This window comes from Streptomyces sp. NPDC002853, from assembly GCF_053591915.1.
Genome location: NZ_JBSFUS010000019.1, coordinates 1 through 13,022, shown reverse-complemented (window position 1 = coordinate 13,022; position 13,022 = coordinate 1). Strand labels below are relative to the sequence as shown.

The 13,022-nt window shown below is 69.3% G+C and carries 11 protein-coding genes and 1 pseudogene; 4 read left to right on the top strand and 8 right to left on the bottom strand.

All coding sequences use genetic code 11. The features are described 5' to 3' along the window. Positions 1 to 200 precede the first annotated feature (200 nt). Positions 201 to 380 (bottom strand): DUF6480 family protein, encoded by a 180-nt coding sequence (locus ACWD02_RS39025; protein ID WP_451220447.1) that lies wholly within the window; start codon positions 378 to 380, stop codon positions 201 to 203. A 140-nt stretch (positions 381 to 520) separates the two neighbouring features. Here ACWD02_RS39025 and ACWD02_RS39020 point away from each other — a divergent pair. The 3 genes and pseudogenes from ACWD02_RS39020 to ACWD02_RS39010 all read left to right on the top strand — a co-directional run. Beyond that, a pseudogene (locus ACWD02_RS39020) lies at positions 521 to 973 on the top strand (DUF4383 domain-containing protein); the annotation flags it as partial. A gap of 243 nt (positions 974 to 1,216) precedes the next feature. Next, a complete protein-coding gene (locus ACWD02_RS39015; protein ID WP_451220444.1) occupies positions 1,217 to 2,227 on the top strand; it encodes a winged helix-turn-helix domain-containing protein in 1,011 nt (336 codons plus the stop codon). Between the two features lie 79 nt (positions 2,228 to 2,306). Continuing rightward, the gene (locus ACWD02_RS39010) at positions 2,307 to 2,927 is read left to right on the top strand and encodes a DUF4291 domain-containing protein (RefSeq protein ID WP_451220759.1); all 621 of its coding nucleotides are present in this window, start codon (positions 2,307 to 2,309) and stop codon (positions 2,925 to 2,927) included. Positions 2,928 to 3,365: 438 nt separating this feature from the next. Here the strand turns inward: ACWD02_RS39010 and ACWD02_RS39005 are convergent, their stop codons facing one another. The 6 genes from ACWD02_RS39005 to ACWD02_RS38980 form a co-directional block, all read right to left on the bottom strand. Further along, entirely contained in the window at positions 3,366 to 4,265 is a 900-nt protein-coding gene (locus ACWD02_RS39005; protein ID WP_451220442.1) for a helix-turn-helix transcriptional regulator, read from the bottom strand. 518 nt (positions 4,266 to 4,783) lie between these two features. After that, entirely contained in the window at positions 4,784 to 7,756 is a 2,973-nt protein-coding gene (locus ACWD02_RS39000; RefSeq protein ID WP_451220439.1) for a helix-turn-helix transcriptional regulator, read from the bottom strand. A gap of 120 nt (positions 7,757 to 7,876) precedes the next feature. After that, positions 7,877 to 8,305: a VOC family protein gene (locus ACWD02_RS38995; RefSeq protein ID WP_451220437.1), complete on the bottom strand. Its 429-nt coding sequence runs from the start codon at positions 8,303 to 8,305 to the stop codon at positions 7,877 to 7,879. A 104-nt stretch (positions 8,306 to 8,409) separates the two neighbouring features. Then, complete coding sequence (locus tag ACWD02_RS38990) at positions 8,410 to 9,201, bottom strand: alpha/beta hydrolase (protein ID WP_451220434.1); 792 nt, start codon at positions 9,199 to 9,201, stop codon at positions 8,410 to 8,412. Positions 9,202 to 9,215: 14 nt separating this feature from the next. Next, on the bottom strand, positions 9,216 to 10,046 hold the full coding sequence (locus ACWD02_RS38985; protein ID WP_451220431.1) for an alpha/beta fold hydrolase: 831 nt from the start codon (positions 10,044 to 10,046) through the stop codon (positions 9,216 to 9,218). A gap of 149 nt (positions 10,047 to 10,195) precedes the next feature. Next, positions 10,196 to 11,020 carry an alpha/beta fold hydrolase gene (locus tag ACWD02_RS38980; RefSeq protein WP_451220429.1) on the bottom strand — a complete coding sequence of 275 codons (825 nt, stop codon included), beginning with the start codon at positions 11,018 to 11,020 and terminating at the stop codon, positions 10,196 to 10,198. A 429-nt stretch (positions 11,021 to 11,449) separates the two neighbouring features. Between ACWD02_RS38980 and ACWD02_RS38975 the strand changes: the two genes are divergently transcribed. Further along, a complete protein-coding gene (locus tag ACWD02_RS38975; RefSeq protein WP_451220426.1) occupies positions 11,450 to 12,307 on the top strand; it encodes a helix-turn-helix domain-containing protein in 858 nt (285 codons plus the stop codon). A 79-nt stretch (positions 12,308 to 12,386) separates the two neighbouring features. On the opposite strand, the gene ACWD02_RS38970 is transcribed toward ACWD02_RS38975, so the two are convergent. Further along, positions 12,387 to 13,022 (bottom strand): DNA-directed RNA polymerase subunit alpha (locus tag ACWD02_RS38970; RefSeq protein WP_451220423.1); only part of this gene is annotated, 636 nt, incomplete at its 5' end.

Genomic DNA, 13,022 nt, shown 5'->3' with positions numbered 1-13,022 from the left:
TCGCCCGGGTCAGGGGCGAGGAATGCCTCCGTCCGGGCGCGGTGCATCGCGTTTCCTCTCGTCGCATTCGATCGGCAGCACGTTTCCCTCCCCTTCCGTCCGCCCGCACGGGACGGATGCAGTTCCCCCGCAAACCTTTGAGGAGCAGGCTCGGGGGCGGCCTGGCAGGGGTGGGGTATCCGCGGCCGAGAGCACCGGAGCTAGAGGCCCGCCAGGCGTGCGACGAAGAACGCGGCAACGAGTACGGCTCCCAGGACGATGAGCCATAGCCACCATCCCGGGTGCTCCCAGAGGCCGCCGTCCGGTCGCTCCTCGTGAGCTTCGGCTATGGACCCCTCGACGGGGGGCGTCTCGTGGGGCGGGACGAGTGGACGAGTCATGAGCCCACCGTCTCGCGGTGTGACCAGACGCGCATGTCGGCGGGCCCCTCTCAGGGCCCTCTCACGGGCTGCTCTCGCGGGCCGCTCATCAGGAAGCCGCCCCCTGCATCCAAAAGCGACGTAACACCTGAAACATGGACATGAAGCTGCGAGATGAACTTCCGGTCGACCACCACTTGGCGACCGTCTACCGCTGCGGCGCGGCCTTCTGCGGGCTGGTGCTGCTCGTTTTCGCGGGCCTGGGCTTCGCTGACGCCCTCGACCCCTTCGCCACAGCGGGCGACACGATCGCGGGCATGACCACCAACGTCGCGCTCAGCACGATCTCGGTCATCGTGGGGGGCGCGCTCCTGGCCGGGGCCGTGATCGGCGGTAACTTCGCATCCACGCTCAACGTCACCGTGGGCGCGCTGTTCGTACTCAGCGGCTTCGCCCACCTCTTCATCCTCGACCGTGCGGCCAATGTCCTGAACTTCGGCATGACCAACGTGATCTTCAGCTTCGTGATGGGACTGCTCATCGCGACGTTCGGCATGTACGGCCGGGTCTCCAGCAAGCTGCCGCACGACAACCCCTACTGGCGTCGTCGGCACATCGCGTAGGGCGGGAGCCCGACGGCTGTGAACGCCCCAAGTGCCGCCGCCGCACCAGCACGGTCGGACGGCCGCATCCCCCCACGTCACGGCCGTCCGACCCCATCCAGGCCGGGCCACCGGTGAAGGGGCCGAACTGGAGCTTTTCGTGTTCGCTCACGGACAAGAGTGGCGCAGCGGGTGATCGAGGATCGACGTGATTTGGCCTAGCCCGAATAACGACATCTTGATCAGGCTCTGCGCATGCCCCTACGTATCCACTTCACCGCCGCCGACCTGGCCCGCACCCGGCTGGCCGAGGGGCCTCGTCCCATGCTGGAGCTGGATATCGCGCTGCGACTGCTGCAAGAAGGCAGCCATGCGACCCGGTTCGGGGCCTGGCGCAGGGAATCGCTGCGCCGTCTGTCGCCCAGGGTGAGGCGACTGTTCGATCTGATCCCGCCGACGGGCTGGACCGTGGACTTCCTCGACCAATCGACCGCCGAGTGCATCGACGAGGCAGTGGAGCGAGTGCGGGCCACGCCCGCCACCCGTATCCGCGGGGATACGGAGACCTGGGCCGGTCGCGGCCAGCAGCGTGCCGTGCCGCCGTGGACACAGTCACTCGGCAGCGACGCACGACTGCTCACGGAACTGGCCGACACCGTCGCTCACGCGCACAAGCAGGTCATCGCCCCGTACCAGCGGCACATGGACGCCCTCAGCCGCGCGGATCAGGCACTGCGCGCCCGCCAGGCCACCCACGGCGGGCTCGACGAGCTGCTGTCCGGCCTCAACCCCCGCCACATCCGGTGGAAATCACCCGTGCTCGAACTCACCATGGCGTCAGGCAGCACCGGCGACATTCATCTCGCGGGCCGTGGCCTGCTCCTGATTCCCTCGGTCTTCGGGGCGGTGTACCCGGCGCTGGACGACACAGCCGAACCACAGCCGTGGCTGACCTACCCGGTCGGCCTACGTGACACGGACCTCTGCCTGCCGTCCACCGACACCGCACGAGCCCTCAGCACCGTCCCCCATTCACTGACCGCGCTCCTCGGCCACACCCGCGCGGTGGTGCTGTGGACCATCGCCCACCACCCTGGCTGCACCACCACGGAACTCGCCCGCCGCGCCGGCATCTCCCCGGCCAGCGCCAGCCAACACGCGACCGTACTGCGCACCGCGGGCCTCTCCCACACCACACGCCACCACAACACCGCTTTGCACACCACCACGTCCGCGGGCACCGACCTCCTCAACACCGCGGCCTGAGAACATCACCCCGCCACCTCACAAGCGCGCCAGGAGCATCCAGGAGCGATCCAGTCACCGCGGTAATTCGATGGCGCACATGCAGCGGTGTGATCACCCTGATCCTGTGACAGAACCCAAGCACCAGATCCGAGCCCTTCACACGCCCTCAACGGTCACCGTCTACCAGGCCTACTCGCCGGCGATCGGCCGCCCGGCGGCCCGGGACGGACGTTTTCCGGCGGCGTGGCAGCGGGATCGGATGACGTGGATCAAGCCGTCGTTCCTGTGGATGATGTACCGCTGCGGGTGGGGCACCAAGGAAGGCCAGGACACCGTTCTCGCTGTGGAGATCACCCGGGAAGGCTTCGCGTGGGCGCTGCGACACGCCTGCCTGTCCCACTATGAGCGTGGACTTCACACTGACCAAGCCGCATGGAAACGGCAGTTGAAGCGAGCTCCTGCTCGGGTGCAATGGGACCCCGAGCGCGATGTGCACCTTCAGCCGCTTCCCCAGCGCGCGCTACAACTTGGTCTCACCGGGGAAGCCGCACATCTCTACGCCGACGAGTGGATCGTCTCCATCGCTGACGTCACGCCGCTGGCCCGATCGGTCCATGCTCACGTACAAGCCGGAGAGGTGGACGTCGCCCGGCAGCTCCTGCCGCATGAACGGCCCTACACCGTGAGCGATGAGGTTCTGACCCACATACACCTCTAGAGGCAACGGCACTGTCTCTACGCCTTGATTCGTGCGGTTCGTGTTGGGACAGGGCTCCGGCCACCACGGCACGTGGCGCGCTGAGTCTCCCGGCGGCGGGAGCGCGTTTTCTGGACGGGCTGCCGCGTTAGTTGGGCAGACGTCGCACTGGCGGAGCGGAAAGATGGTCACTTGGGCCGACTCGGTGCGCGCAGGCCGGCCGCTTCCCGGACCCCGAACGGCCGCCTGCGACGCGCGGTTCATGTGCCGTGGACGGCAACGCTCAGCTATACGGGCGAAACGCCGTCCACGCGGCGGCAGTGGGCTTCGCGGGAGTGGGCCCACAAGGGTCGCGTGGACGGCGGGTGGCGGTGTGGTCGTAGGCCGTTGGGTTGTGGACCGCCGGTAGTTGCCGGGTGAGGGGCTTCTCAAGCGTTTTGACGCCAGTTGTATGGCGTCTCAAGCGAGGTGACTGCCCCGACGCAGCGTCGTGGCCGGAGATCGGCCGAAGGCGTCGCGGTAGTGGCCGGCGAAGCGGCTGGTGTGGGCGAAGCCCCAGCGCGCGGCGATCTGGGTGACGGTCGATGTGTCCGGGGTGGCGGCCTGCAGATCGCGGTGCGCCTGTTCGAGGCGGGCCCGGCGCAGGTAGGCGAGCGGGGTGGTGTCGCGGTGGCGGCGGAAGGCCTGTTGCAGGGCTCGGGGGGACGCGTACGCAGCTCGGGCGATGTCGGCGAGCGTGATGTTCTGGTGGGCGTGGGAGTCGATGTAGGCGAGGGCACGTTGCAGCGTCGCGGGTGTCGCGTCGGTGCTGTCGATCCGGAGACGGTCAGGAGTCTGGTGGGGGAACAGGGCCAGCATGGTCGTGGCGAGCAGACGGGCCAGCTGCCCGGACAGCAGGGCCGGCACCGACTGCACGCCGTCGAGCCGGTGGGATGCGAATGAGGTCGCGGCTTGCCACAGCCGGGCTCCGGCAAGGTCCGGAGCCTGCAGCTCGAGGAAGTGCAGCTGGGTGCGGTCCTCGGGGCGGGTGCCCAGCGTGTCGTGGAGGAGGGCGGGGTCGATTGCGGTCACGTGCATCACCGCTGTCTCGCTCACCACCCGGTAGGGCTTTCCGTACGGTGTCAGCAGGGGAGTGGAGGGGCCGGGACGGTCGCTGCGGCCCTGGAAGTCGACCCCCAGGTGCCCTTGGCCGACCATGCTCACCACGGGACGGCTCAGCGGGTCACAGGTGAAACGCAGCGTGCCGGGCAGAACCACGCGGTCGACCGTGAACTGGTCGGTCCCCACACGGGAGAAGCGCAGGTCCTCGCCCTCCAGGCGGCCGCTGAGCCGCAGGCTCGCTCCGTAAGAGGCATCCATGAATTCACGGGCCAGCGCGGTCTCTTTGGTGGCGAGAGCGCTGCGTACCAAAGGCACATCATCCGGCGCACCGTCCACAGCCGCCCCCTTGCCCCTGGGTCACGAGCTGTCGATCCTTGCGTCACTGCGTTGACCGACACACAGAATCTACTCGGAACCGCGGACCAGATACAGGGCCGAAACCAGCGTCGCTCCTGCGCTTAGCCGAAGAGGAGCTTGACCTTCTTGTCCACGCTGGTCCGCAGGACAGCGACCAACTCGCTGACGTCTGCAATTCGCCGTCGGTAGACCGGGTCGCTGTCGTTGGCCGGAGGCTGGTTGAGCAGTGCTTCATCTCGGCGAGCACGAACCCCTCGGCCTGAGCCAGCCACTTCCTGAACATGCTGAAGCCGGTGTACGACCAGGAGACATCGGGCTCGCCACGTCGTCGTCACCGGGGAAGAGCATCAGCCCCATTCCCTACCCCCCCCGAAGCAGTCAAGGCAGTCAGCAGGTCAACGAGGCGATCCGCAACGCGATCACGTGTCGAAGACCCCCAGCCGGTGGGCGATGGCCGCGGCCTCCCCGCGGCCCGAAGCGTCCAGCTTGGTCAGGATGTTGGAGACGTGCACGCTCGCCGTCTTCGGTGAGATGAAGAGTTCCTCCGCGATCTGCCGGTTGCTCCGCCCGGCGGCGACCAGGCGCAGTACTTCCCCCTCCCGGGCGGTCAGGCCCAGGGCCGCCGCCGGTGTCGGGGGTAGGGACGCCGTCTTGGTGTCGTCCTGGTGCAGCGGTATCCGCGCGCGATCGGCCAGCGCGGTGATCTCCCTCTCGAGCGGCGCCGCACCCAACTCGCCTGTCACAGCCTTGGCTTGTCGCAGCAGCTCGCCGGCCGATGCGCGGGGACCGGCGCCTCCCTGGGCGATCAAGCTTTCCGCGAGCCGCAACCGGGCGACGGTCACCAGCGCCGGGGCCTCAAGCTGTTCGGTGGCGGTCAGAGCCTGCTTCCATCGGGCGGTCGCGTCGTGGCCCTCGGCGGTGAGCAGTTCGGCCTGGATCATCTGGGACTGCGCGGCCCACAGCGGTACGAACTCCGGCTGCCCCTTCATGGCCTCGCGGATCCGCCGCACCGCCGCCGCGCGACCCGGCTCGGCCACCGCGAGTCCGCGGGCCCGCGCCTCCGCCGCGGCGGCCTCGTACAGGAGCGGCCAGCCGTAGCGGTGGTGGCCGGGGGCGATGGCCTCGCCCACCGCCGTCTCCAGCAGCGAGCGCACGTCGAGGATGCGGCCGTCGGCGGCTGCCAGCGCGATGGCGATCCGGGCCACGGCCAAGGTGTGCTGCAGCTCCGGGTAGGGGCTGCTGGTCCGGGCGCCGGACTGCTCGAGGTGGCACAGGGTTTCGGCGAACGCGCCTCGGACCAGGGCCAGTTCGGCTCGATGTTCGGCGATCTGGGCCAGGGTCCGTGAGCTCACCCCGCGGCGGCCGGACGCCCGGTCGAGCACTTCGTCGGCGTCTGTCCAGCGGCCGAGCTGGATGAGGGACTCGGCGAGGTTGCCGTCGATGAACGAGGCGGTGTCCGGCAAGCCGTACCGCTCGGCCAGCCCGCTGCCTTCCTCGGCGACCGCGACGGCCTCGCTGTAGCGGCCGAGGCCGTGCAGCGCCGTGGAGAGGTTACCGAAGCCGAGCAGCAGGACGTTGGCGTTGTCCGGCTTCAGTTCCTGGGCGCACACCTCCCGGGCCTGCCGGAGCCCGGCCTCGACGTCACCCGCGTGGATGGTGAGCCAGGCAAGGATGTGCCGCGCGGTCAGACCGCTGGTCTCCGCGCCCGTGATGCGGCAGAGCTCCACCGCCTGCTGCGCGATCTCGATGGCCTTCGCCCCCGGCTGATGCACCACGTACCAGTGCGCCGCATGCGTGAGCGCGTAGGCGTGTACGACGGACGGCGGCAAGCCTTCGAGCAGCTCCAGGGCGTGGGAGATCTCGTCCCAGCCGTCCGAGCGGGAGAGGGCACGCATCAGCTGGTAGCGCTCGGTCCAGAACCAGGCAGCCCGCAGAGCGTCGTTGCCCTCCAGCTCACGCAGCGCCCGCTTGCAGATGGCGAGTGCCCGCTCCCGCTCTCCCGTCAGCCGGGCGGCGACGGTGATCGCGGCGAGGAGGTCCACGAAGTCGCCGGGTGTGTCCGGGGACATGGCCGGATACAGGCCGCCGTCGACACCTTGTCGCATCGTCTGGCGGCGCAACTCCTCGGGAACGTCGTCCCACAGCTCCAGCGCCCGCTCCAGCAGATGGTGCTGTTCGGCGAACGCATGGCGGCCGCGGGCGGCGCCCGCCGCGGCGAGCACGGCGGGCAGCGCCTTGGCGGGGTCGCGGGCGTCGAACCAGTAACCGGCAAGGCGCCCGGCACGCTCCTCGGACCGTACGAGGGTGGGGTCGGCCTCCAGCTCCTCGGCATAACGGCGGCTGAGCCGGGAGCGTTCGCCGGGCAGCAGGTCACCGGCCACGGCCTCGCGCATCAGGGCATGACGGAAACGGAAGGACTCACCCTCGTCGGAGGGCTGCAGGACAGCGGCACCGACAGCGGTACGCAGGGTCTCGATCAGCGCGTCCTCGGCCAGCCCCGTCACGGCGGCCAGCAAACGGAACTCCACCGCGGAGCCCCCCTCGGCGGCGATCCGCACCACGCGCTGCACCTCTTCCGGCAGGGCCTCGACCCGGACCAGCAGCAGGTCGCGCAGCGAGTCGCTGAGGCCGCCGGGGGAGCCCCCGAGGATGCTGCGGGCCAGTTCCTCGACGAAGAACGCGTTGCCCTCGGAGCGTGCGAAGACGCGGTCAAGGAGCTGCTCGGACGGGGTTTCGCCGTTGATGGCGGCGAGCTGGCGGCGCACTTCGGTGCGCTCGAAGCGGGGGAGGTCGAGGCGGGTGACGGTGCGCAGCCGCTCGTACTCGGCGAGGGCGGGGCGCAGCGGGTGGCGGCGGTGCAGGTCGTCGGCGCGGTAGGTGGCGACGATGAGCAGGCGGCTGTCGGTGAGGGCGCGCAGCAGGTAGCTGAGCAGCTCGCGGGTCGAGCGGTCGGCCCAGTGCAGGTCTTCGAGGGCCACGACGAGGGTGCGGTCCGTGGAGAGCCGCTCGAGAAGGCGGACGGTGAGCTCGAAGAGGCGGGCACGGCCGTCGGTTTCGGGGCGATCGAGGTCCATCTCGCCGAGCTCGGGCAGGAGCCGGGCGAGCTCGCCCTCCTGACCGGCGACGGCGGCGTCCAGTTCCGCGCCGAGTTGTCGGCGCAGGGAGCGCAGGGCCGCCGAGACGGGGTGGTACGGCAGGGCGTCGGCGCCTGTTTCGACGCAGCCGCCCAGGGCGACGACGGCCCCGCCCGCGGCAGCCCGGCCGAGGAATTCCCGAAGCAGCCGGGTCTTGCCCACGCCGGCCTCGCCGCCCAGGAAGACGGCGCCGGACTCCTCGGCATCCGCCCGGGACAAGGCTTCGCCGAGGGTGGTCAGTTCGGTGCTGCGACCCACGAGAACTGGGCTTGTATGACTACTGTGCACAGCGCTGAGCATGGCATCTCGTACGCGGTGAGGGACAGCGGGTTCGGTGTCCTGGGGCGGCCGGCGCCGGTATGAGGGCGCCGCTGCTGCTCAATCGACGCAGAACTCGTTGCCCTCGATGTCCAGCATCGGGATGCACGAATCATTGCCGTCATACAGCGTTTGTACGTGGACCGCCCCGAGCGGGATCAGTCGTGCGCACTCGGCCTCGAGCGCGGCGAGGCGCTCTTCGCCCACGAGTCCCGTGCCGACCCGCACGTCGAGATGCACCCGGTTCTTGGCGGCTTTCCCTTCGGGGACGCGCTGAAAGTACAGACGCGGCCCGTCGCCCGAGGGGTCGACGCATGCGCACCACGCGTCTTGCTGCTCGGGCGGCTGGGAGCGCGTGAATTCGTCCCACGTGGCAAATCCACCCGGTGGCGGCGGTATGACGTAACCCAGCACCTCACACCAGAAACGGGCGAGACGCTCGGGTTCCGCGCAGTCGAAGGTGACTTGGAACTTCTTGATCGACGTCATCGGGGCACCGTATGCGGCCATGGCGCTCAGCGACACCCAGGGTGTCGAGACGTGGCCGCGGTGCCCGGTCGGCCGGGCACCGCGGTCGGTAGAACGGGTGTCGGTCAGGTGTGGTCGAGGGCCCAGGCCAGGGCGTGGTCGGCGATCTCCTCCCAGCCCTCCTGCGCGGGCATCAGATGGCAGCGTCCCGGATATTCGACGATGTCGGTGACGGTGTCGGACTTGTAGTGCTTGGCGTTGGACTGCTGGATCTTCGGCGGCATCAGGTGGTCGTGTTCGCCCGAGACGAACAGCAGCGGAGCCCGGTCGTCGTTGCGGTAGTTCACGTAGGAGTCGGCGTGGCCGGGGTGGATGTTGGCCAGCGCGCTGCCCCAGAACACATGGCCGGAGGCAGGGATGTGGTAGCGCTCGTACAGGGCGCGGGACTCGTCCTCGGGGAAGGTGTTGGTGAAGGCGTAGCGCCATTGGTCGTAGGTGAAGCCGACGGCCTTGTGACGGTTGGCGGGGTTCTTGAGCACCGGGAACGTCGCTTTGAGCTGCGACAGCGGGACCGTCGTCACGCCTTCGGTGGGCGCGGAGTTGATGGCCACTCCGGCGCTGCCGTATCCGTGGTCGAGGAGGATCTGGGTGAACACCCCGCCCGCGGAGTGGCCCATGATGATCGGCTGGGTGCCGAGGCCGTCGATCAGTTTCTCCAGTGACGCGATGATGGAGGGGACGGTGAGTTCCTCGATCGGGGTGGGGTCGGCGTTGAGCGCCTCGACCTCCACCTCGAAACCGGGGTAGGCCGGGGCCAGTACGCGAAAGCCCTGGGACTGGTAGCGGGTGATCCAGTGTTCCCAGCTGCGGGGTGTCACCCAGAAGCCGTGGACGAGGATGATGGTGTCCGGTTTCATGAGCGTTCGCTCCTTCAACGGGTGGCGGCGTGGGCCGCCTTGATGATGTCGGCGGCGGCTTCGGGGTGAGAGATCATGACCACGTGTGAGGACCGGATCTCGGTCACCTTGCTGCCTGCGCGCTTGGCCATGAACCGCTGGGCGGCGGGCGGGATGACCTTGTCCTGGGTCGGGATCAGGTACCAGGACGGGATGGTCTTCCAGCCGGGTGCGCCGCTGGGGCCACTGAGGCCCTGGACGCTGCCGGGGCGCTGGGTGGCCGCCATCAGACGGGTCTGGGAGGCGGGCAGGTCGGCGGCGAACACGGCCCGGAACTTCGCGGCGTCGATGTAGCCGTCGGTGCCCGGTTTGCTGCCGGGGATCGGATAGTCGCGGGCGATCAGGGCGGGGGCCAGTTCGCTGCCGGGGAACTGGCCCGCCAGTTGCAGCGCGCTCTCGCCCTCGGCGGGCGCGAACGCCCCCATGTACACGAGAGCCTTGACGTTGGCGTGACCGCGCGCGGCGTTGGTGATGACGACGCCGCCGTAGGAGTGGGCGGCCAGGATGACCGGGCCGGAAATGCTGTCCACCACGCTGGAGATGTACGCGGCGTCGCCGGCGGTGTCCCGCAGCGGGTTGGCCGGTGCGATGACGGGGAAGCCCGCCTTCCGCAGCAAGGCGATGGTGTCGTTGAAGCCGGAGGCGTCGGCGAACGCCCCGTGCACCAGGACGACGGTCGGCTTGGGCCCCTTCGCCTGGGCCTGGACCGGCGGGTGGGAGGTCGCCTGGGCGGCGACCGAGCCGGTGACCAGGAGGACGGCGGCGGCCAGTGCCGTCAGCAGACGGCGCGGAGCAGGTACACGCATGACGAACCCTTTCGGACGGAGGGTCGGACGGTGCGGCGGTGCCGGCTGAGCGGTGCGATGGCGTGTGGGCGGGCGTGTGGGCGTGGGTGTGGGCGTGATGTGGTGCAGGTTCGCGCTCGGGTGCTGGTGGCGGTGTGGGCCGGAAGCGTTCAGGAGGCGAGGAATGCGAGCAGGTCGGTGTTGAACTCGTCCTTGAAGGCGCCCACGAGACCGTGCGGAGCACCCGGATAGACCTTCAGCGTCGCGTCCTTGACGAGTTTGGCCGACTCCAGGCCGGCGGCCACGATCGGCACGATCTGGTCGTCGTCGCCGTGGGCGATGAAGGTGGGGATGTCGAAACGCCCCAGGTCCTCGGTGAAGTCGGTCTCGGAGAAGGCGCGGATGCAGTCCAGTGCGCCCTTGAGTCCGACCTGCATGCTCTGCAGCCAGAACGCGTCCGACACTCCCTGCGAGATCTTCGCACCGGGCCGGTTGAAGCCGTAGAAGGGCAAGCTGAGCTCGGTGTAGAACTGCGACCGGTCGGCCGACACACCCGCACGTATGGCGTCGAACGCCTCGATGGGAAGGCCCTGCGGGTTGGCGTCGGTCTTGAGCATGAGGGGCGGTACGGCACCCAACAGGACAGCTTTGGCGACTCGCGACGTACCGTGCCGGCCGATGTAGCGGGTCACCTCACCGCCGCCCGTCGAGTGCCCGACCAGCACGGCGTCGCGCAGGTCGAGCGTCTCGATCAGCTGGGCGAGATCGTCGGCGTAGGTGTCCATGTCGTTGCCGTCCCACGGCTGGCTCGAGCGGCCGTGGCCGCGCCGGTCGTGCGCGATCGCGCGGTAGCCGTGCGAGGCGACCAGGTGCAACTGGTCGTCCCAGGCATCGGCGTTCAACGGCCAGCCGTGGCTGAACACCACCGGCCGCCCGGTGCCCCAGTCCTTGTAGAAGATCTCCGTGCCGTCGTGCGTCGTGATGAAGTTGCGCATGGGAGCGCTCCCGTCAGCAGCCGTGTGGGCCTCGATGTGGGTGTCGGTGCCCGTCTTCGGTGAGGGGGATCGTGCCAGTGACGGGGGTCCCGTTCTTTTCCGTGCGCGCCAAGAACTGTGCCCTGGGCGCCAAGGTGGCGATCGTGCCGGTGACTGGCGCGGCGGGAGTTGGAGATCCATGCGTGTGTGACTCAGCGGTACTTGAATGACTCAGCGGCGGTTGCATCTGCCTGCCCAAGTCGCCCGCGGTGTTGAAGAATCCGGGAGACGGCACGGCAGCGGGAAGGCCGCTGCCGCCGTCCCTGGGGGGGCCATGCTGGTTTTGGACACGGAGGACTTACCTGCCGCCGACCGGGTCGAGGCATTTCACGCCGTGGCCGTGGGGAGAGCGGCAGCTGCTCGGTCGAGCAGGAAGACTCGGCGGCCGGCGTGCGCAAGAGGCTGGAGGTCTGGAACTTCGGCCCGCTGACCCTGTTCGCCACGCGCGGCTCCGGCATGCGCATCTGGCGCACCCCGCGCCACTCGCGATTCGACTCGATGAACAGCGTCTCGATCATCACCCAGAGCCGCGGGACGGGCTCCTTCACCTGGAACGGCCATCAACAGCGCGTCGGGCCCGAGTCCCTGGCCCTGGCGCACAAGACCGCCGGCTATGAGTACGGGTGGTCCGGGGACGGAGTGTCGGTCGCCTTCATGGTCGACGCCGAACGGCTCGGCCTGCCCGAACACCTGGTGCGGACCGCGATACCGCTACTGGAGCACAGCAGTGTCGCGCCGTTGCTGCTGCATCACCTGCGGAGCCTGCACCACCGCGCCGACCAGCTCAGCGGCGACCCCGGTGCCGAGGCGCTCGGCTCGGCCACGCTGGAACTCACCCGCGCCCTCGTCGTCTCGGTGTCCGCCGACGAACGCACCCGGCGGACGGTCGCGAAGGACACCCTCCTGACCCGCGTCCTCGCCTACGTCCGCGCGCATCTGACCGACCCCGGGCTCACGCCGCAGAGCATCGCCGCGGCGCACAACATCTCCGTACGGAGCCTCTACCGGCTCTGCGAGCAAGGCGGCCTCGGCCTCGAGAAATGGATCATCCGTCGACGCCTGGAAGGCACGCGCCGCGACTTGGCCCTGCCCGAGCACGCCCACCGCACGATCGAGGCCGTCGCCCGATCCTGGGGCCTGACCAACCCGGCCCACTTCTCCCGGCGCTTCCATCAGACCTACGGCGTCACTCCTCGCCAGTGGCGCCGCCTCCAGAACCCGGCAGCCTCGCCGCCCTCGGACGCGTGACGAGCGGCGTTCCGTTCCGGCAAACGCGTGGTCGCGCGGTCCGGCAGTGACTGCCGGACCGCGCGACCAGGAGCTGCGATCAGTACTGCTGGGTCTCCACGAACCCGGCGTCCGCGTCGTCCGCGGCGGCGAGGGAGTCCACAGCGGCGACGGGGTCGAAGCCGGGCGGGCTGTCCCGGAGCGCGAGGCCCATGCCGGCCAGCTTGGCCTTGATCTCGTCGATCGACTTCGCACCGAAGTTGCGGATGTCGAGCAGGTCCGCCTCGGAGCGGGCCACGAGCTCACCCACGGAGTGGATGCCCTCGCGCTTGAGGCAGTTGTACGACCGGACGGTGAGGTCCAGGTCCTCGATGGGCAGGACCAGGTCGGCCGCCAGGGCCGCATCGGTCGGCGAGGGGCCCATGTCGATGCCCTCGGCGTCGACGTTGAGCTCACGGGCCAGACCGAACAGCTCGACCAGGGTCTTGCCGGCCGACGCCATGGCGTCACGCGGGCGCATGGCCTGCTTGGTCTCGACGTCGACGATCAGCTTGTCGAAGTCGGTGCGCTGCTCGACACGCGTGGCCTCGACCTTGTACGTGACCTTCAGGACCGGCGAGTAGATCGAGTCGACCGGGATACGGCCGATCTCCTGGCCGACCTGCTTGTTCTGCACGGCGGAGACGTAGCCGCGACCGCGCTCGACGGTCAGCTCCATCTCCAGCTTGCCCTTGCC

Bases quoted from the DNA above. Each gene is read 5' to 3' on its own strand.
- ACWD02_RS39025 (WP_451220447.1), bottom strand. From the start codon at position 380: ATGACTCGTCCACTCGTCCCGCCCCACGAGACGCCCCCCGTCGAGGGG.
- ACWD02_RS39015 (WP_451220444.1), top strand. From the start codon at position 1,217: ATGCCCCTACGTATCCACTTCACCGCCGCCGACCTGGCCCGCACCCGG.
- ACWD02_RS39010 (WP_451220759.1), top strand. From the start codon at position 2,307: ATGCAGCGGTGTGATCACCCTGATCCTGTGACAGAACCCAAGCACCAG.
- ACWD02_RS39005 (WP_451220442.1), bottom strand. From the start codon at position 4,265: ATGGATGCCTCTTACGGAGCGAGCCTGCGGCTCAGCGGCCGCCTGGAG.
- ACWD02_RS38995 (WP_451220437.1), bottom strand. From the start codon at position 8,305: ATGACGTCGATCAAGAAGTTCCAAGTCACCTTCGACTGCGCGGAACCC.
- ACWD02_RS38990 (WP_451220434.1), bottom strand. From the start codon at position 9,201: ATGAAACCGGACACCATCATCCTCGTCCACGGCTTCTGGGTGACACCC.
- ACWD02_RS38985 (WP_451220431.1), bottom strand. From the start codon at position 10,046: ATGCGTGTACCTGCTCCGCGCCGTCTGCTGACGGCACTGGCCGCCGCC.
- ACWD02_RS38980 (WP_451220429.1), bottom strand. From the start codon at position 11,020: ATGCGCAACTTCATCACGACGCACGACGGCACGGAGATCTTCTACAAG.